We start from the raw sequence: 19,046 nt of genomic DNA, 5'->3' as shown, positions 1-19,046 counted from the left end.
CTATGTTTAGTCAATACGGTCTACATACGCCTGGTATACCCAATAGCCAATAAGTAGCCAGATGATGACAATAACTGCCGCCATAATGTAATTCGGCCTGCGCTGCATCATCTGTTCCTTAGCCTTCTGGCGGTAATGGAGCAGTACAGGCGCAGGAATCAGCTTTATAGATAGCCATATTCCTAACGGCAGTATCAGCAGATCATCGAGGTAACCAAGAATTGGAATGAAGTCCGGTATCAGATCTATTGGGCTGAAGGCGTAGGCAACGGTAATGACCAAAACAACCTTGGCTGCGAAAGGAATACGTGGATCACGGGATGCAAGGTATAAGGTGTACACATCCTCTTTCAGTTTCCTGACCATTTCTTTCCATTTACGAAGCATGGTAGGTTGTACGGGAAAGGGGGTGAATTGATGTTGGGCAGCAGAACTGAGTTTTCTGTACAAACAATCATCTTAATTTATTATCTTCATCCAACAACTTACAGAAACAGATATGAAAAAGCATCAATTTATACTTGCCGCACTGGGCCTTAGCATGTTTACGGCACCAGCCATTGCCCAGGAAAGTAAGCTAACAGCCCGTGCAAATGCCATGGCAGATAAGATAGAGCCTAAGGTAATAGAGTGCCGCCGCTATTATCACGAGAACCCGGAGTTAAGCAACCGTGAGGTAAAAACAGCGGAGCGGATAGCGCAGGATCTTAAAAAGCTGGGAATTGAAGTAGAGACAGGTATAGCTAAAACCGGTGTGGTTGGCATACTGAAAGGAGGCAAGCCTGGACCTGTGGTAGCTCTTAGAGCTGATATTGATGCCCTACCTGTAACAGAGCGTGCCGATCTTCCTTTTGCCTCTAAAGCAAAAGGAGAATACAATAAGCAGGAAGTTGGTGTAATGCATGCCTGTGGCCACGACACACATATTGCTATGTTACTAGGCGCTGCCGAGGTGTTGGCAAGTATGCAGAAAGATCTGAAAGGAACAGTAAAGTTTATATTTCAACCAGCAGAAGAAGGAGCCCCGGCCGGCGAAGAAGGCGGTGCTTCGCTGATGGTGAGGGAGGGGGTTCTTGAGAAGGGGCCAAAGCCTGAAGTAATCTTTGGGTTACACATCAACTCCCAGACAGAAGTAGGAACCCTTAAATACAGGCCAGGTGGTATCATGGCTGCTGCCGATGTCTTCCGCATTAAGGTGAAGGGTAAGCAGGTACACGGTGCCAGCCCATGGAACGGCGTTGACCCAATTGTGGTGTCGTCGCAGATCATTTATGGCCTTCAGACTATTATCAGCAGGCAAACAGAATTGACTGAAGACGCCGCAGTTATTACTGTAGGTATGATTCATGGTGGAGTGCGAAACAACATCATTCCGGAAGAGGTGCAGATGGAGGGTACCATTCGTACCCTGGATACGGAGATGCAGAAGAAGATACATGAAAAGATCAGGCTGACAGCTACTAAGATCGCTGAAAGTGCCGGAGCAACTGCGGAAGTAGAAATCACTGAAATGGCCCCTGTTACCTATAATGATCCTGCTTTGACCAACAAGATGCTGCCTACATTACAGTCAGTGGCCGGTCAGGACAATGTTGTGCTGATGAATGCTATGACAGGTGCAGAAGATTTTGCCTATTACCAGCAGAAGATTCCGGGCCTGTACCTGTTTGTTGGAGGGATGCCGAAGGGGCAGGATCCTGCCACGGCCCCAGCACACCACACCCCGGATTTCTTTGTGGATGAAAGTGGGATGAAGCTAGGGGTTAAGACCCTGACAAACCTGACTTTGAACTACATGGAGAGCAAAGGGAAGAAATAAATCCCGCTTTACTTCACGATAAAGGCAGCCTCAGTGCTGCCTTTATCGCTTTATGTCAAAAAACTTGTTTTAGACTTATTTACCGCTTGATCCAAAATTGTGCAGATGCCTCTAACCTGCAGTGTTTTCCAATCAGGATTGGATATTGTATAAGTGTTCTTGTCTCGGTTCTTCTACTAAACTGATGATCCTTCATCCATCGGATTAATAAATAACAACTAGTCTATTTCAACTTGATTTACTTTGATGAATCTTATCAGTTAGAACTTACTGAATTTTGTTGCTGTTGAAGAGGCTGGTAACTTTATACCCAGACTTTACACAAACCAATGAAGCAAAATTTAACAAAGAGTGTAGCAGGCTTGCTGCTTCTACTCAGTTTTGTAGCCTGCCAGCGCACCTGGGTAGCCTCGCCCACGCTTGAAACCACAGATGTTCCTGTAGCTAAATATATTCCGGAAGACCCAAAGCTGGCAGAGCAGATCGAGCCTTATAAGAAAGAAGTTACCACTAAAATGTCGGAAATAATAGGCAATGCGCCTGTTGTTCTTGGTAAAGCTGATTATCAGTCGCCGCTTGGAAATTTTGTGGTAGACCTGATGCTGGAGGAGGCAAGGGAGCGCTACAAAGGGCCAATAGACTTAGCCACCACAACCAACGGAGGATTACGTGTGCCGATTCCTCTTGGAGCCGTGAGTGTTGGCAATATATTTGAACTCATGCCTTTTGAGAATGAGCTGGTGGTATTGACTTTAAAAGGGCAGGATGTGCAGGAGTTCTTTAATATTGCAGCTGAGGCAAAATATGCGCCTATAGCAAATGCTACTTATACCGTGAAAGATGAAAAGGCTATTAACATCAAAATAGGTGACAAACCTTTTGATCCGACCCAGAATTATAACATTGTAACTTCCGATTACCTTGCTGGTGGGGGAGACAACCTGGGTGTATTCAAAAGAGCCATTAAATCAGAGAAAGTGGGTATTATGATGCGTGATGCCATTATGGAGCACATCCGTGAACTTACTGCCAAAGGTCAGCCAATTGGTGCTGATACCACCCAAAGAGTTATCATTCTCCCTTAACGCAAATACCTGACATGAAAAGAAGAGACTTTTTAAGAACAACAGCAGTAGGGGCGGCTGGTATTAGCTTACTAGGTGTGCCATTTGCTGCAGAGGCTGCTCAAACTATAAATTTAACTATTCTGCATACCAACGATCAGCACTCGCGCATTGAACCTTTCCCGGATGACGGACGAAAGTATGGCGGCATGGGGGGAATGGCAAAGCGTGCTACTCTGATAGAGCAGATCAGGAAGGAGGAACCCAATGTGCTGTTGCTGGATTCTGGGGATATCTGGCAGGGGACACCTTACTTCAACTTCTTTGGCGGTGAACTTGAGTTTAAGCTGATGAGCCAGATGAAGTATGATGCGGCCACACTTGGTAATCATGATTTAGATAATGGCCTGAGGGGGCTGGAGAAGATGTTGCCCTTTGCTGATTTCCCATTCGTTACAGCCAACTACGACTTCTCCAATACCATTCTGAAGAATCGCTTCGAGCCCTACAAGGTGTTCGAAAAGCAGGGAGTCCGGATTGGTGTGTTTGGCTTAGGTATAGAGTTGGATGGCTTGGTTGCCAAAAATAATTTTGAGCAGACTGTATACCTTGATCCGGTTGCTGTGGCAAAAGAAATGGTGCAGGAGCTGCGTGTGAATCAGAAGTGTAACCTCGTTGTCTGCCTTTCACATTTAGGCTACAAATATGAGGATGAAAAAATTGATGATGTAAAGCTGGCACAGCAGGTGCAGGGTATCGACCTCATCCTTGGTGCCCATACCCATACTTTCCTGGATCAACCTACTGCTATATTGCACGATAGCGGCCACGAAACCTTGATTAACCAGGTGGGGTGGTCCGGCATTTTCCTGGGCAGAATAGACTTTAGTTTTAACCGAAAATCCAAGAAAAGGACAGATGTGAGAACTGCACTGGTTCCGGTAAACACACCTGTAACAACTTCGTGAAAAAATAATTTTTTGTTTACATATAATTAAGCAAATTTGTAACCCCCTACCGATAAAAGGAGAGGTTTGTTTCACCAAACGAATCTTAGTGTGTTTTGGAAAATTGGATGATTAAAGACTGTTCTACTGTATGGAGTAACTGCCTGCAGGTGATTAAGGAAAACATTGGCGAGCAAAGTTTTAAGACTTGGTTTGAGCCAATTAAGCCTGTTACCCTGCGCGACGGCGTACTGACAATACAAGTGCCCAGCCAGTTCTTTTACGAATGGCTTGAGGAGCACTATGTGCAGCTTCTAAAGAAAGTCATCTATCAGGAACTCGGTAGCGAGGGAAGACTGGAATATTCAATTATTGTGGATCGTGGTAACGAGGTAAACAAGCCTCAGACAGTAAACATCCCAACAAAGAAGATTCCTCAGGCTGTAGTTAATTCTTACAAGCCAGAACAAAGCTTCATCAAGAGTCCGTTCGAGTCGAAGACAATTGACCGGAACTTCCTGAACTCGCAGCTGAACCCGACCTATACTTTTGAGAACTATATTGAAGGTGACTGTAACCGCTTGGCACGTTCTGCGGGCTATGCCGTAGCAAACAAGCCGGGAACCACATCTTTTAACCCGCTCATGGTTTACGGTGGTGTAGGACTGGGTAAAACACACCTGGTACAGGCTATCGGAAACCAGATAAAGAATAGTAATCCAGAGAAGTTTGTGCTCTACGTTTCGTCAGAGAAATTCGTGAACCAGTTCATTGAATCCCTGAAGACGAATAACGTGCAGGACTTTGCAAACTTCTACCTCCTGGTAGATATCCTGATCATCGACGATGTACAGTTCCTGAGTGGGAAAGAAAAGACACAGGAGATGTTTTTCCACATCTTTAATCACTTGCACCAATCAGGCAAGCAGATTGTGATGACTTCTGACTGTCCGCCACGTGATCTGAAAGGACTGGAGGAGCGACTATTGTCCCGCTTTAAGTGGGGCCTAACAGCCGACCTGCAGAGCCCGGACTTCGAAACTCGTATGGCCATTATCCAGAAAAAGATGCAGGGAGATGGTATTGATATTCCTGACAATGTAGTAGAGTATCTTGCTTACAGCGTGGATACCAATGTGCGTGAGTTAGAGGGGGTGCTTATCTCTTTAATTGCGCAGTCATCCCTTAACAGGAAGGAAATTGATTTGGAGCTTGCCAAGCAGGCCCTGAAGCATATCATTGAGGATGTAGAGACAGAGGTTAACCTTGACTTCATCCAAAAAACTGTAGCTGAATACTTTCAGGTGAGTCTGGACTCACTGAAAGCTAAGACCCGTAAGAAAGAAATCGTAACGGCACGCCAGGTAGCTATGTACTTTGCTAAGGAGTTTACAAGTCACTCTCTTAAGTCAATTGGTTATCACTTTGGGGGCCGTGACCACAGTACGGTTATTCACTCCGTGCAAACAGTTTCTGACCTTATTGACACAGACAAAAAATTCAAAGCCAGCATTCAGGAGCTTCAGAAGAAGTTTAAATCAAAAGCAGGTTAATAGAACCTGCCTAAGATACCCAATAAAAAGAGCAGCCATACTTCTTATCAAAGTATGGCTGCTCTTTTTATTGGGTATCTTATTTATTTAAGGTCTGTTGCTTAAAGATTCCGACAGAGCAAAGCCATTGGAGGAAGCAAGCTCTTTTACTTTAGTTTTAATCTTGTTAAGATCACGTTTTTTCCGCACCTGCTTCAGGTCAAGGTACACCTTTGAGCCATCGTGCAGGTTAATGCGTAGTGCAAGCGGAGAAATATGCAAGGAGTCTATATCAGAGATAGAGACAATGTGCTTTGTTCGAAATACTCCAGACTTCTGCACAATATACTGAGGTGTTACTTCGATGTAAGATTGTACCCCAAAGATGGATGTATTTTGCAGCACAACATACATAAAAAATATGAGTGCAAGTGCGAAGAAGATATAGTATAGGTAGTTTTGATCGCTTGTCGGAGTATCAGTAACAAGTAGCATGCTAGCCCATGCTAACCAGAAAAGCGTTAGTATAATCTGTACGGTAAAAGAGAGTTTTGCACTACGAGTTGGGCTTAGTTGTACGATTAAAGTAGATCGCGCACTACTACCAGATACTGCCATTTTTAAAGATTTTGGTAAAACATCAGCGGTTAGAAGATAACCTTACCGCAATATAATGATTTATTCTTTTACGAAAGCCTTCCGCATTGTTCCCTTTGGTTCATTTATTTTTGAAACCTGGTTTAGATGGGTATGAGCGTGAGCACAAAAAGGTAGGTAACGGGCATAGCTGAAAGGCCTTATCAAGCAACTATTGTAGTCTGTAGGATACCTGAAATTAGTGGAGTATATGGCAATACTGGTTAATCTGGCTATATTTACCGTCTCACAAAAACAGAACATATGGGTGTAAAGGCGTTTTTGAGTAAACTGGTTGCTGCTTATGTGCATAAAAAGCACCAACGTTGGATTGAGAACCCAGTTGAGGCGCAGCAGGCTGTTTTTAAAGAAATCGTAGAAAAAGCGCAGCATACAACGTTTGGACGTGATCACAGTTTTAGCAATATAAAGTCACATACAGACTTTATTAATGCAGTGCCGGTGCGGGATTATGAGGGATTGTCCCCATACTTTAATCAGGTAAAAGAAGGGCAGAAAAATGTACTTTGGCCGGGTAAGCCACTATATTTAGCTAAGACTTCCGGAACCACTTCTGGTACCAAATATATTCCTATCACCAAAGATTCCATCTCAAACCACATTAATGGTGCACGCGATGCCCTGTTAGCCTATGTACATGAGACAGGAAAATCTAAATTCCTGGATGGGAAAATGATTTTCCTGTCTGGCAGTCCGGAACTGGAAGAGGTGGGTGGCATAAATACCGGACGTTTATCAGGTATTGCGAACCACCATGTACCAGGTTATTTGCGCACAAACCAACTACCCAGCTACGAAACCAACTGTATTGAGGATTGGGAGAGCAAACTTGATCAGATAATTGAAGAGACCATTGATCAGAACATGACGCTGATCTCAGGTATACCGCCATGGGTGCAGATGTATTTCGATAAGTTGATCAGGCAGACAGGTAAGCCTGTAAAAGAAATCTTCCCAAATTTCTCGCTGTTTGTTTATGGTGGGGTTAACTTTGAGCCTTATCGTAAAAAATTGTTTGAATCTATTGGTAAAACAGTAGATTCTATTGAGCTTTTTCCTGCTTCAGAGGGATTCTTTGCTTTTCAGAATGAGCAGCATGACAAGGGTTTACTGTTGCTGCTTGATTCAGGTATTTTTTATGAATTTATACCTGCAGAAGAGTTTTTTAATGAGAACCCAACCCGTTTAACAATAGGCGAAGTAGAGATAGGAGTTAATTATGCCCTGGTAATTAGCAGCAATGCAGGATTATGGGGGTACTCTGTGGGAGACACTGTTAAATTCACATCAACAAAGCCTTATAAGCTAATTGTAAGCGGGCGTATCAAACACTACATTTCCGCTTTCGGGGAGCATGTTATTGGTGAGGAGGTTGAGAAGGCAATGCAGAAGACAATGGACAGGTTTTCGAATGTGGAATTGATCGAGTTTACTGTGGCACCTTATGTAAGCCAGGATCAGGGGCAGTCGTATCATGAGTGGTTTGTAGAGTTTGCACGTGCTCCTCAGGATCCCGATGCATTTGCTAAGGAACTGGAAGAACAATTGCAGAAGCTAAACAGCTATTACGACGACTTGATTAAAGGAAACATCCTGCAAAGCCTGAAATTAACAGTGCTGCCTTTAGGCACTTTCCGCAATTACATGAAATCACAGGGTAAGTTAGGAGGACAGAATAAGGTACCAAGGTTAAGCAATGATCGCAATTTGGCTAATGGCTTATCTAGTCTGACGCAACGGAGCCAGGCATAAATTGAAGCAGGGGCAGAGATTAAACCCAAGAACTGAAATAAAGCAATGAAAAGAATCGCCATACTTGGCTCTACCGGATCAATAGGAACACAGGCGCTTGATGTAATAAAGGCAAACCCTGAGAACTTTGAGCTGGAAGTAATTACTGCCCACAGCAATGCAGATTTGCTGATTACACAGGCTCTGGAGTTTAACCCCAACACTGTTGTTATTGTTAAGGAGGACCTGTATAAAAAAGTACAGGAGGCCCTGAAGCACAAGGATATAAAAGTTTATGCCGGTGTGAATGCCCTATGCTCGGTGGTAGAAATGGGCACTGTGGATATGGTGCTAACAGCCATGGTAGGGTATGCCGGACTACAGCCAACCATTCGTGCCATAAAAGCTGGCAAGCAAATTGCGCTGGCAAATAAGGAAACGCTTGTTGTGGCTGGTCAGCTGATAACAGATCTGGCGCGGGAGTATGGGGTGAATATATACCCTGTGGATTCCGAACATAGCGCCATTTTTCAGTGCCTGGTAGGAGAATTTCATAACCCGATAGAGAAAATCATACTTACTGCTTCCGGTGGTCCCTTCAGGGGGCGTACTGCTGCCGAACTGGCACAGGTAACCAAAGCGCAGGCCCTGAAGCATCCGAATTGGGATATGGGTGCCAAAATCACCATTGATTCAGCTTCTTTAATGAACAAGGGATTAGAGGTAATAGAAGCCAAGTGGCTTTTTGGGTTAAAAAACGAGCAGATAGACGTAGTGGTACATCCGCAGTCTATCATTCACTCGCTGGTGCAGTTTGAGGATGGCTCCATTAAGGCGCAGCTTGGTTTGCCTGATATGAAGCTTCCAATACAGTACGCTTTAGGTTATCCGCAGCGGTTAAAGTCTGCCTTCCCTCGGTTTAGCTTCTTGGATTACCCGCAGTTAACGTTCGAACAGCCGGATCTGAAAACATTCCGAAACCTGGCACTGGCTTTTGAAGCAATGGAAAGAGGAGGGAACCTGCCTTGTATTCTGAATGCTGCTAACGAGGTGGCTGTCAGTTCATTCCTGCGTGATGAGGTAGGCTTTCTGGAGATGTCCGACATCATTGAAAGCTGTATGACAAAAGTTGCGTATATTGCGAATCCTTCTTACGAAGACTATGTTAGTACAGACAGAGAGGCCCGTGAACGCGCTTCTGAGTTGATCATAAAATAAACAAACAAAACCTGTTGTAGCAGAGCTTCAGGACTTAACAAAGTATAATTTTTTTTAATGGATATAATAGTAATGGTAGGCCAGCTCATCCTGGGCCTGACAATTCTGGTAGGTTTGCATGAGCTGGGACATATGCTGGCGGCCAAGTGGTTCGGAATGCGTGTTGAAAAGTACGCAATCGGATTTCCTCCAAAAGTTTTTAGTAAGAAGATCGGTGAAACAGAATACATGCTGGGGCTGATTCCATTAGGAGGTTTTGTTAAAATCTCTGGTATGGTAGATGAGTCCATGGATACGGAGGCACTGAAAGAGGAGCCGAAGCCATGGGAGTTTCGTGCAAAGCCGGCCTGGCAGCGCCTGATCGTTATGATGGGTGGTATTATTGTGAATGTTATCACAGGTATTGTCATCTATATTGCACTTACCTTTAACTATGGCGAAAGCTACCTTCCTGCAAGTGAAGCGAAGTATGGCGTAGTAGCAAATGAAATAGGAACTGATATTGGCTTCCAGACCGGAGACCGCATTGTTGCCGTGAACGGGCAGGAACTGGAGCGCTTTGAAGATGTTTATTCTATGGACGCCCTATTGGGACGTGACGCCTATTATACAGTGGAACGTGACGGACAGCGCGTGAACATTCAGGTACCTGCCGATTTAATGGATCGTGTGGCCGATAATAAAGAGCGAATGTTCTTTGTGCAGCCGCGCCAGCCATTTAAAGTGGGCCAGGTGTTGGCAGGTAGTGCCGCTGCAGATGCAGGTTTAAAAGAGGGGGACCATATTACCAAAGTTGATAGCGAGAGCGTCATGTTTTTCCATGAACTTCAGCAGGTTCTACAAAAGAACGCTGGTAAAAAGGTGAGCATGATGATCGAGCGCGACGGAAAACCAATTAAAACCCAGGTTGAGGTAAGCGAGGAAGGTACGATCGGATTCGCACCGGTTCAGATGCTGCAGTACGCTACCCGCGATTACAGCCTGGGAGAAGCTATACCACTTGGTACTGAGCAGGCCTTTGGGGTGATTACAGCTAACTTAAAAGGATTTGGCAAGATCTTCCGCGGTGAAGTGTCAGCTTCCAAGTCGCTTAGCGGGCCGATTGGTATTGCCCAGATTTTCGGGGATACCTTTAGCTGGTACAAGTTCTGGAGTATTACAGCCATGCTTTCAATGGTGTTGGCCTTCATGAACTTCCTTCCGATTCCGGCACTGGATGGTGGCCATGTAGTGTTCCTGACCTATGAAATGGTGAGTGGCAGAAAGCCGTCTGATAACTTCCTGGAGAATGCGCAGAAAGTAGGTATGGTGATTCTACTGGGCCTGATGGCTTTCGCAATCTTCAACGATGTTTTCAAGATTATCTTCTAGATAAATTAGGATTTAGCATAATAAAATCCTAAATATATATAAGCACGCTGTTTCCACTTGAAAGGAGGCAGCGTGTTCTGTTTAAAGGGAGATGTAAAGGTGTTGAGCATCTTCTGAAAAGAAATTACACCATGGTTTTAAATTGGCAGGCTAGTTGCTTTAACAGAGCTAATTCCTGCTGAACCTATTTAAATTATGAAGTACAAGATTTTATCCCTGTTACTGGTCTTTTTTGCTGTTGTTTCACAGCCGGCAATCGCACATGAGTTTCATACCAGCATTACAGATGTTAACTACAATCCTCGCACTAAATCTTTAGAAGTGGCCTTGAAGGTGTTTACAGATGATTTGGAAAGCGCCCTTACAAAATTTACCAAGAGCAAAGTTGTTTACGATAGCCGCTCAGAAAAGCAAAGGCAGCAACTCTCTGATTACGTGAAGCAACACCTTGCCTTTGAAGCTTCAAAAGGTAAGCCTCTTTCTTATAAAGTACTTGGTTCCGAAGCTGAAACGGATGCAGTATGGATATACATTGAGGTGCCTGTTCAAATGGCTTCAATGAAGCAACTGTACATCAAAAATTCTGTTCTTACTGATATGTTTTCGGATCAGATGAACATCGTGAACTTTAACTACAAAGGATCAACGGAGAGTATTTTGCTTCAGCGTGGCGAAACAGTGAAGAAATTTAGTTTATAGTCTAACTGCTTGTCATCCGTAATTTAAGTTTTGACAGTAATCCGAACAGCAGCATAGCTACTAAACAACCCGTTATAAACCTCACCACTAATTCATCAAGGGTTTTCATAATAACTACTTCCGGGGTATAAGCCAGCAGCATTAACAACCCTCCGATAAGTACCAGAGCCCAATAACCTGCCCAATTGTGGCTGGCTGTAACAGGGTAAGATGGCAGGAAAAGAACGTATAGTAAAATAACGATTAGCCCTACCAGGGTACTCGCATGTTGAATAACCCTACTTATAGGTAGTGTAATCCCGAACGCCTCTACAGGCTTAAGCAACCATGGCACCTTACTTACAAAATAGCCGTCGTAATGAGTGAAGGAGTCCCAGAAGAGGTGCGATAAGATGCCAATGGTTGCAGACAGTAAAAAGATGAACCAGTGCTGACGCAGGTATCGGAACCAGTGCACCCCTTTAGCAGGAAGAGCTTTCTTCTTTAGAAATGGAGGAAGGTATTTTATGCTGTTATCCCGAACAAAACCATGAAAAAGCACCGCAAGAAGAATGGTGACAGGAAGGTTGAAGGTATAAATATCTCGCAGATCATGGCTGCTTATTCTGATTTCAAACAGAAAGCTTAAGAAATAACCAAAGTCTGGTGCAATGCTTCCAGTAACCAGACCTGTAAGGGAAAACCAGCGCTTTTGAAATTGCTTTAATGGAAGAACAATAGCGGGGTGTGCTGCGGTAAAAGGCATAATCAAGTTTTATCTGAAGCTTTTCTCTGGCTTTGCAGGCTTTATCAATTTAAATTCTACGCGCCGGTTGGCCCTCCGGTCTTCTTCCGTGTTTTCCTTGCGAATAGGTTTGCTGCTTCCATAGCCCATCGCATCAATCCTTCCGGGTGCTAATTTAGCTTTATTTTCAATGTAGCGTCTTATAGCGTACGCTCTATCCTGCGATAAGCTTAAGTTGAATTCCGGATCACCGGCTGCATCTGTATGTCCGGCAATTTCCAGCCTGAAGGTTGGATGGTCTACGAGGAAGAGTGCTACTTCATCTAATATCGGCTTCATCCCTTCTTTGATCTCTGCCTTATTCTGGTCAAACTCAATGTTTTCGAAGACCATTGGTATGCTATAGTCAATCAAGGTCGTCATTAACTGAAAGGAAGTATCCTGCTGTAGTGATAGCTCCCGTTCAATGGTGAAGAAGTCCGGTCCCTGTATCAATACCATATAACGGGCATCTTCAATCAGATCAAACTCAAAAGAACCGTCAGGGCGGATGTATTTGGAGGAAACCTCAATGCCGTTGTCTAGGTCTATGATAGACACTATGCCAGAAAGGGGTTTATTGCTGACTGAATCTATAAGTGTTCCTCCAAATTTTGTAACGGCCAAAGGGTGCGCCTCCATGGGTAACGGAAAAGAGAAAAGGTTGAGGTTTTGCATGTCATCCGGCTCTGAGCGGGCATAGTACAAATTCTTTGAATTGGCATCTATGGTAAAATAATACTCGCTGCCACGGCCATTTACTAGGGGACCAATATTGCGGGGCTCCTGCCATTCTCCATTTACTCTGTAAGTTTTGTAAATATCAAAATCGCCAAAGTTGTAGAGGTGCCCCCTGGAGCTAAAGTATAAAACCTGGTAATAAGGATGAAAAAACGGACTTACCTCACTCTCACGGGTATTAATGGTAGGCCCCAGATTTTGAGCGGGTGCCCAGTTCCCGTTTTTTGTTTTGTAAGTGAAATAAAGGTCAGAAAGCCCGAAACCATCTAGTCTGTCTGAAGCGAAGTATAAAGTGTCCTCGTTACTTGTAAGCGTTGGTTGTGAATCCCAGGCGTTAGAGTTCACATTGGGGCCCAGGTTTTCAATTTCACCCCAGGTGCCGTCAGGTTGCATGAAAGCCACATATATGTCGCAGTTGCCAAAGCCATCTGGTGCTTCGCAGCGAGCAAAATACAGGGTCTTGCCATCACGGCTTAAGCAGCCGGAACCCTCGTTGTAGATGCTGTTAATTGGCTTACCAAAAGACTGTGCCTCCTGCCAGACATCATTTACCCGCTTAGAGTAGAAAAGATCCTCGTTGGCACGGCCGTTAAGTCCCTGCAGGTTGCGTTTGGAGGTAAATATAAAAACCTCATTCTCTTCATTTAGAGTAGGCCCATAGTCTGCGTAGGGAGAATTTAAGGCATTCCCCATGTTGAGGTAAACTCCCTTGGGCGGCTTAAAAGTGGCTACAGATTTCCTGTAATCCACCAGTTGGTAATAGTAATCCAGTGGTACATAGTAGTCTTTGGTGTTTTGCTCGAGTGAATCATAGTAGGCATATACGCCACGGGCATCCGTGCGGTGATGTTTCAGAACAAGACGATACAGTTGTTTGGCCTCTTCCTTCTTTCCCTCACGTTCCAGTAACTGTCCCAACCTCCAGAGCAGTTGGGTATCCTTATAGAAGTTCTCGATTCCAAACTTGCTTACATAGCTCTGTAACAGGGGAAGAGCTTGGTCGTACTGCTTTTTTCGCTCAAGCTTTTGTATTACGGCCAGCTCCTTCTCATTCCGATAGTTATGAATTTTGTTTAAATTGGGGAAACTGAGATGAACATCAAGGGCAGGCGCCTGTTTTTTTACACGTATGGGTTCCTCGCCTTCTTTGAGCATGTGCCTGGTCTGTTCACAACCAAAGTATGGCAGCAGCAGGATGAAAATCGCCAGTAAAAGGAAAGTCCTGCGTCGCATTACATTTTGATAATTTGAGCCTTTTAAATCTATACACTATAAAACAAATAAATTTAGTGGAATATTTATAGTAATCCACTAAGATCTATATACGCAGGTAAGACAATAATGCATACTGCTAAATAGTGGCACAGGACTTGACAAATATAGAGGAAACCAGAAAAATAGGTATAGTAGCTATTCTTCTGTCATTTTGGCACTGATATACATTATGAATTATACACTAAAGAACTTTTTGCAGAATCTGTTACTAAGCAACCTATCAGATGATGATGATGATGAGATGATCCCTGTCATCACAGCTGAGATGGAAGAGGATTTGCCTGCCGAAAGCCTTCCGGATGAATTGCCGATTCTGGCTGTTCGCAATACCGTTCTGTTTCCGGGAGTAGTGCTGCCCATCACAGTAAGCCGCAAAAAGTCGGTGAAGCTGGTTCGTAAGGCACACAAGGGAGATAAAATTCTGGGTGTTGTTGCACAAAAGAACACCAACAGCGATGACCCAACGGCAGAAGATCTTTTTGAAGTAGGTACTGTGGCTAAAATCCTGAAGATGCTTGTATTGCCAGACGGCAACACAACTATTATCATCCAGGGGCACGGACGCTTTAAGATTGAGGAAGTAACCTCAGAGGACCCTTATCTGACAGCTAAGATAAGCACTTGTGCAGAAACAAAGCTCGATAAAAAGAGCAAAGAAGTGAAGGCGTTGGTTCAGTCGCTTAAAGATGCGGCTGGGAAAATGCTGAAACTCAATCCGGAGATTCCTCAGGAGGCGCAGGTTGCATTGGATAACATTGATTCCCCAAGTTTCCTGACACACTTCCTATCCAGTAACCTGAATGTGGAGGTTGCACAAAAACAGAAGCTCCTGGAGGTAAATGATGGTGTAGAGCGTGGTACGCAGCTTTTGGAATTGATGCTACGTGAGATCCAGCTACTGGAACTGAAGCAGGAGATTCACACCAAAGTACATACAGATATCGATCAGCAGCAGCGGGATTATTTCCTGCGCCAGCAGATAAAGGTGTTGCAGGATGAACTGGGGCAGGAAGGGCCTGATCAGGAAATAGAGCGGTTTAGAGAACGTGCTGTCAAGAAGAAGTGGCCGGAACACGTGGCGCAACATTTCAAGAAGGAAATTGATAAGCTGGCACGCCTGAATCCACAGGCGGCTGAATATCCTGTTGCAGTTAATTACATCGAGTTCCTGCTGGACCTGCCGTGGAATGATTATACCAAAGACAACTTCAACCTGAAGCGCACCAAAAAGATACTGGATGCTGACCACTATGGTTTAGAGAAGGTAAAGGAGCGAATTATTGAGTACCTGGCGGTTCTTAAGCTGAAGAATAACATGAAGGCCCCGATACTTTGCCTGTACGGACCTCCGGGGGTTGGTAAAACATCTTTGGGGCGCTCAATTGCTACAGCATTAGGCCGGAATTATGTCAGGATGTCATTGGGAGGTGTGCGTGATGAGGCTGAAATCCGTGGTCACCGCCGTACCTATGTAGGCGCTATGCCTGGCAAAATTATAAGCCAGATCAAGAAAACTGGATCAGCGAATCCGGTTATTATCCTGGATGAAATTGATAAGCTAGCTTCTGACTTCCGTGGCGATCCATCTTCTGCTTTACTGGAGGTGCTGGATCCGGAACAGAACCATACTTTTATGGATAACTACCTGGATGTGGAGTATGATCTGTCTAAAGTGTTGTTCATTGCCACGGCTAACTCCCTGGATACTATTCAGCCTGCTCTCCGCGACAGGATGGAGATCATAGAGCTGACTGGTTACACCATGGAGGAGAAGACTGAAATTGCAAAGCGCCACCTGGTGCCGAAGCAGGTAGAGGAGCATGGATTGGAGCCTGATGATGTAAAAATACCTAAAACAACAATTCATAAAGTAATCGAAGACTATACCCGCGAATCAGGCGTTAGAAACCTGGAGCGTAAGATAGGCCAGCTGGTACGGAATACCGCCAAGCAGAAGGCGATGGAAGAGGAATTCACCAAGTCCATCAAGCCGGATGATGTGGTGAAGATCCTTGGGTCCGAGATCTTTGATAAGGAGATATACCAGGATATTGATACGGCGGGTGTTGTAACAGGCCTGGCCTGGACATCTGTAGGAGGTGATATCCTGTTTATTGAGTCTATACTTAGCAAAGGCAAAGGTAAGCTAACGCTGTCTGGCCAGTTGGGTGATGTGATGAAGGAGTCTGCCATGACGGCTATCTCTTACTTAAAAGCACATGCTGAATTACTGGATATCGATTACCGCCTGTTCGATCAGTATGACCTGCACATCCACTTCCCGGAGGGCGCTGTGCCTAAAGATGGTCCATCGGCAGGTATAGCCATCTTTACTTCTATTGCGTCTGTGTTTACGCAGCGTAAAGTAAAGTCCAGGTTGGCAATGACAGGTGAGATCACACTTCGTGGTAAAGTATTGCCCGTTGGTGGTATAAAGGAGAAGATTTTAGCGGCGAAACGTGCCGGCATCACTGATATCATTCTTTGCCAGAAAAATAAAAAGGACATTAATGAGATTCCTGATCAGTACATCAAGGGCCTCAACATTCATTATGTAGACCGTGTGGATGAAGTAGTGAAGATAGCCCTGCTGAAGGAAAAGGTAAAGCACCCATTGAAGCTGGTAGTAACTGAAGAAAAAGTAACAGCAGAGAGTTAAGTGTATTCATGAAAAGAGCAGCATTTTGTCTGGCAATCCTGCTGAGCCTTTCGCTCAGTGCACAGGCGCAGGTAGGTGGCCAGCGGGGCTTCTCTTTTTTGGAGCTGCCAAACAGTGCTAAACAGGCTGCTTTGGGAGGTGTGAACATAACGGCAGGAGGTCATGATGTAAACATGGTTGCTGCTAACCCGGCTCTTTTAAATGAACAGATGGACAACCAGCTTAGCCTAAGTTATGTTGGTTACCTGGCAGATATAAGGCAGAGCAGTGTGGCCTATGCTTTCAATTCTGAAAAGTATGGACGTTGGGCAGCAAGTATAAATTACCTGAATTACGGTGACTTCATTCAGCGTGACGCGACAGGTATGGAGGAGGGTACTTTTAGTGTAAATGATTACACTCTCAACCTGACGCATGCAAGGCAGGTAGATGCTTTTACAATGGGAGCTACTGCTAAAGTAGCCGTGTCGAGTATAGCTGGTCTTAAAGCTGTGGGATTGCTGGCAGATGCGGGTGTTGTTTTTAAGCATCCTGAAGAAGACTTAACCATAGGTTTGGCATTTAAAAATGTTGGGTACCAGGTTAAGCCTTTTAATGAGGGAGAGCGTCAGCAAATGCCTTGGGATGCCCAGCTTGGAGTAAGCTATAAACCGGAGCATATGCCTGTCCGGCTATCTGTGACAGCGCACCGGCTTTACCAGTTCGATATTGTTTACCTGGACCCCTTTGCCCCGGGACAGTTAGATGAAAATGGAGAGGAAGTGAAGGAGGAGAAAAAGCTGGGGGATAAAGTTGCCCGACATTTTGTGGCTGGAACAGAATTTGTTTTCAGCAAGAACTTTCAACTAAGGGCCGGTTATAACCACCTGCGCCGTAAAGAACTGCGCCTCGAAAATGCTGGAGGCGGAGCGGGTTTTTCCCTGGGAGCAATGCTTCGTGTACGGGCATTTGAACTCAACTATAGCAGTGCCTTTTACCATCCTTCAGGTGCAACGCACTATGTTACCGTAAGTACCAACACAAGTACTTTCCTGAAAAAGAAGAGTAGTTAAAACATATCAGCTACAGCCCTTGTATAGAAGCTGTAGCGCATTTCAAAACTGAAACATCATGTTAGAAAATATAGCATCTCTTACGCCAGCACAAATTGTAGTAGAGCTGGATAAATATATTATTGGCCAGAAAGATGCCAAGCGGAATGTGGCTATTGCCTTGCGTAACCGCTGGCGCCGCATGAATGCAGACAAGAATATCCAAAGTGATATTGTACCGAATAACATTCTGATGATCGGTGCTACAGGGGTGGGTAAGACAGAGATCGCACGCCGTCTGGCAAAAATAGCCGATGCACCGTTCACTAAAGTAGAGGCATCTAAGTTTACAGAAGTTGGTTACGTGGGCCGTGACGTGGAAAGCATGGTGCGCGACCTGGTAGAACAGTCTGTAAACATGGTAAAGCAGAAGAAAAAGGAAGAGGTTAAACAGAAAGCGGCTGAAGTAGTGGAAGACATCATTCTGGATGCGCTTATACCACCTATTCAGGGCAGAGGCACCTCTCCGATCAACGTGACATCCGATCCGAATGTAATGCCGGAAACGGACCATGAGCTAAACGAACGTACACGTGAGAAATTTCGTGAGAAAATCCGCAATGGGGAGTTAGAAGACCGAAAGATTGAAATTCGTGTGCAGCAAAGCTCCATGCCGGGTATGGGCGTAATGGGGCCGGGTATGGATGAAGCTTCTATGATGAACATCCAGGAGATGATCAGCGGTATGATGCCTAAAAAGACCAAGAAACGTAAAGTGACCATTGCCGAGGCCAGAAAAATACTGCTGGAGGAAGAGGCTTCCAAGCTGATCGATATGGACGAGGTAAAGGAGGAAGCTATCTTTAAGGCGGAGAACTCCGGAATAATCTTTATTGACGAGATTGATAAGGTAGCCAGCTCCAGCAAAAAAGGTGGCGGCGGACCAGATGTTAGCCGTGAAGGTGTGCAGCGCGATCTGCTTCCGATTGTGGAGGGTTCCACGGTGAACACCAAGTACGGTATCATTACCACAGATCACATTCTCTTCATCGCAGCGGGTGCTTTTCATGTCGCTAAGCCATCAGACCTGATACCTGAGTTGCAAGGGCGTTTCCCGATCCGTGTGGAGCTGGATAGCTTGACCAAGGACGACTTCTACCAGATTCTGAAGTTTCCAAAAAACGCACTTACCAAGCAATATGAAGCGCTTTTGTCTGCCGAAGGCGTGGACCTGAAGTTTAATGATGAAGCCCTGGATGAGATTGCTTCTATTGCCTTTGAGGTAAATTCTGAAGTAGAGAATATTGGAGCTCGTCGACTTCACACGGTAATGAGCCGCCTGTTGAACGACATACTATTTGATGTGCCGGATAAAATAGGCGCCAACGCTCACATTGTGGTAGACCGCGCCATGGTACAGGAGAAACTGGCAGGTATGGTGAAAAACCGAGACCTTAGCCAGTATATTCTATAATTAGAAATGTGAGAGGGTGATAATTGTGTCACTCACGTACTTTATTAATAAAAGCTGGTGCTTCT

General features: G+C 44.8%; 15 protein-coding genes. 11 read left to right on the top strand and 4 right to left on the bottom strand.

Annotation, left to right across the window (positions count from 1 at the left end; all coding sequences use genetic code 11):
- Positions 1–6 precede the first annotated feature (6 nt).
- Positions 7–366 (bottom strand): YkvA family protein, encoded by a 360-nt coding sequence (locus ACFSRY_RS07820; protein WP_377504983.1) that lies wholly within the window; start codon positions 364–366, stop codon positions 7–9.
- Positions 367–499: 133 nt separating this feature from the next.
- Here ACFSRY_RS07820 and ACFSRY_RS07815 point away from each other — a divergent pair, with 133 nt between their 5' ends.
- The 4 genes from ACFSRY_RS07815 to dnaA all read left to right on the top strand — a co-directional run bounded on the left by ACFSRY_RS07815 (position 500) and on the right by dnaA (position 5,383).
- Positions 500–1,819, top strand: coding sequence for an amidohydrolase (locus tag ACFSRY_RS07815; RefSeq protein WP_377504980.1), 1,320 nt, complete (start codon positions 500–502; stop codon positions 1,817–1,819).
- Positions 1,820–2,148: 329 nt separating this feature from the next.
- Positions 2,149–2,904, top strand: coding sequence for a 5'-nucleotidase C-terminal domain-containing protein (locus tag ACFSRY_RS07810; RefSeq protein WP_377504977.1), 756 nt, complete (start codon positions 2,149–2,151; stop codon positions 2,902–2,904).
- A 14-nt stretch (positions 2,905–2,918) separates the two neighbouring features.
- Entirely contained in the window at positions 2,919–3,851 is a 933-nt protein-coding gene (locus ACFSRY_RS07805; RefSeq protein ID WP_377504974.1) for a bifunctional metallophosphatase/5'-nucleotidase, read from the top strand.
- Between the two features lie 107 nt (positions 3,852–3,958).
- Complete coding sequence (dnaA, locus tag ACFSRY_RS07800) at positions 3,959–5,383, top strand: chromosomal replication initiator protein DnaA (RefSeq protein WP_377504971.1); 1,425 nt, start codon at positions 3,959–3,961, stop codon at positions 5,381–5,383.
- Positions 5,384–5,470: 87 nt separating this feature from the next.
- Here the strand turns inward: dnaA and ACFSRY_RS07795 are convergent, their stop codons facing one another.
- Complete coding sequence (locus ACFSRY_RS07795) at positions 5,471–5,980, bottom strand: hypothetical protein (RefSeq protein ID WP_377504966.1); 510 nt, start codon at positions 5,978–5,980, stop codon at positions 5,471–5,473.
- Between the two features lie 282 nt (positions 5,981–6,262).
- Here ACFSRY_RS07795 and ACFSRY_RS07790 point away from each other — a divergent pair, with 282 nt between their 5' ends.
- From ACFSRY_RS07790 to ACFSRY_RS07775, 4 genes are all read left to right on the top strand, one after another.
- On the top strand, positions 6,263–7,771 hold the full coding sequence (locus ACFSRY_RS07790; protein ID WP_377504963.1) for a GH3 auxin-responsive promoter family protein: 1,509 nt from the start codon (positions 6,263–6,265) through the stop codon (positions 7,769–7,771).
- Between the two features lie 45 nt (positions 7,772–7,816).
- The gene (locus ACFSRY_RS07785) at positions 7,817–8,968 is read left to right on the top strand and encodes a 1-deoxy-D-xylulose-5-phosphate reductoisomerase (protein ID WP_377504960.1); all 1,152 of its coding nucleotides are present in this window, start codon (positions 7,817–7,819) and stop codon (positions 8,966–8,968) included.
- Positions 8,969–9,025: 57 nt separating this feature from the next.
- Positions 9,026–10,339: an RIP metalloprotease RseP gene (rseP, locus tag ACFSRY_RS07780; protein WP_377504957.1), complete on the top strand. Its 1,314-nt coding sequence runs from the start codon at positions 9,026–9,028 to the stop codon at positions 10,337–10,339.
- Between the two features lie 195 nt (positions 10,340–10,534).
- The gene (locus ACFSRY_RS07775; protein ID WP_377504954.1) at positions 10,535–11,038 is read left to right on the top strand and encodes a DUF6702 family protein; all 504 of its coding nucleotides are present in this window, start codon (positions 10,535–10,537) and stop codon (positions 11,036–11,038) included.
- Between the two features lies 1 nt (position 11,039).
- On the opposite strand, the gene ACFSRY_RS07770 is transcribed toward ACFSRY_RS07775, so the two are convergent.
- The gene (locus tag ACFSRY_RS07770) at positions 11,040–11,783 is read right to left on the bottom strand and encodes a DUF4184 family protein (RefSeq protein ID WP_377504951.1); all 744 of its coding nucleotides are present in this window, start codon (positions 11,781–11,783) and stop codon (positions 11,040–11,042) included.
- 9 nt (positions 11,784–11,792) lie between these two features.
- Positions 11,793–13,775: an OmpA family protein gene (locus tag ACFSRY_RS07765; protein ID WP_377504948.1), complete on the bottom strand. Its 1,983-nt coding sequence runs from the start codon at positions 13,773–13,775 to the stop codon at positions 11,793–11,795.
- A 211-nt stretch (positions 13,776–13,986) separates the two neighbouring features.
- Here ACFSRY_RS07765 and lon point away from each other — a divergent pair, with 211 nt between their 5' ends.
- Genes lon through hslU form a run of 3 tightly spaced genes read left to right on the top strand, consistent with a single transcriptional unit; the run spans position 13,987 to position 18,981 of the window.
- A complete protein-coding gene (gene lon, locus ACFSRY_RS07760; RefSeq protein WP_377504945.1) occupies positions 13,987–16,476 on the top strand; it encodes an endopeptidase La in 2,490 nt (829 codons plus the stop codon).
- An 8-nt stretch (positions 16,477–16,484) separates the two neighbouring features.
- A complete protein-coding gene (porQ, locus tag ACFSRY_RS07755; RefSeq protein WP_377504942.1) occupies positions 16,485–17,528 on the top strand; it encodes a type IX secretion system protein PorQ in 1,044 nt (347 codons plus the stop codon).
- 58 nt (positions 17,529–17,586) lie between these two features.
- Complete coding sequence (gene hslU / locus ACFSRY_RS07750) at positions 17,587–18,981, top strand: ATP-dependent protease ATPase subunit HslU (protein ID WP_377504939.1); 1,395 nt, start codon at positions 17,587–17,589, stop codon at positions 18,979–18,981.
- Positions 18,982–19,046: the final 65 nt, after the last annotated feature.

Origin of the sequence: Pontibacter locisalis (assembly GCF_042684605.1) — a bacterium.
In the GTDB taxonomy this organism is placed as follows: Bacteria; Bacteroidota; Bacteroidia; order Cytophagales; family Hymenobacteraceae; genus Pontibacter; species Pontibacter locisalis.
Note: the sequence above shows the minus strand (reverse complement) of the source record. Positions and strands in the feature narration are given on the sequence as shown.

What these genes read in the sequence shown, in the direction of transcription:
- hslU (WP_377504939.1), top strand. Translation starts at nt 17,587, where the DNA reads ATGTTAGAAAATATAGCATCTCTTACGCCAGCACAAATTGTAGTAGAG.
- ACFSRY_RS07810 (WP_377504977.1), top strand. Translation starts at nt 2,149, where the DNA reads ATGAAGCAAAATTTAACAAAGAGTGTAGCAGGCTTGCTGCTTCTACTC.
- ACFSRY_RS07795 (WP_377504966.1), bottom strand. Translation starts at nt 5,980, where the DNA reads ATGGCAGTATCTGGTAGTAGTGCGCGATCTACTTTAATCGTACAACTA.
- ACFSRY_RS07805 (WP_377504974.1), top strand. Translation starts at nt 2,919, where the DNA reads ATGAAAAGAAGAGACTTTTTAAGAACAACAGCAGTAGGGGCGGCTGGT.
- ACFSRY_RS07815 (WP_377504980.1), top strand. Translation starts at nt 500, where the DNA reads ATGAAAAAGCATCAATTTATACTTGCCGCACTGGGCCTTAGCATGTTT.
- ACFSRY_RS07770 (WP_377504951.1), bottom strand. Translation starts at nt 11,783, where the DNA reads ATGCCTTTTACCGCAGCACACCCCGCTATTGTTCTTCCATTAAAGCAA.
- lon (WP_377504945.1), top strand. Translation starts at nt 13,987, where the DNA reads ATGAATTATACACTAAAGAACTTTTTGCAGAATCTGTTACTAAGCAAC.
- ACFSRY_RS07820 (WP_377504983.1), bottom strand. Translation starts at nt 366, where the DNA reads ATGGTCAGGAAACTGAAAGAGGATGTGTACACCTTATACCTTGCATCC.
- ACFSRY_RS07765 (WP_377504948.1), bottom strand. Translation starts at nt 13,775, where the DNA reads ATGCGACGCAGGACTTTCCTTTTACTGGCGATTTTCATCCTGCTGCTG.
- porQ (WP_377504942.1), top strand. Translation starts at nt 16,485, where the DNA reads ATGAAAAGAGCAGCATTTTGTCTGGCAATCCTGCTGAGCCTTTCGCTC.
- dnaA (WP_377504971.1), top strand. Translation starts at nt 3,959, where the DNA reads ATGATTAAAGACTGTTCTACTGTATGGAGTAACTGCCTGCAGGTGATT.
- ACFSRY_RS07775 (WP_377504954.1), top strand. Translation starts at nt 10,535, where the DNA reads ATGAAGTACAAGATTTTATCCCTGTTACTGGTCTTTTTTGCTGTTGTT.
- ACFSRY_RS07790 (WP_377504963.1), top strand. Translation starts at nt 6,263, where the DNA reads ATGGGTGTAAAGGCGTTTTTGAGTAAACTGGTTGCTGCTTATGTGCAT.
- rseP (WP_377504957.1), top strand. Translation starts at nt 9,026, where the DNA reads ATGGATATAATAGTAATGGTAGGCCAGCTCATCCTGGGCCTGACAATT.
- ACFSRY_RS07785 (WP_377504960.1), top strand. Translation starts at nt 7,817, where the DNA reads ATGAAAAGAATCGCCATACTTGGCTCTACCGGATCAATAGGAACACAG.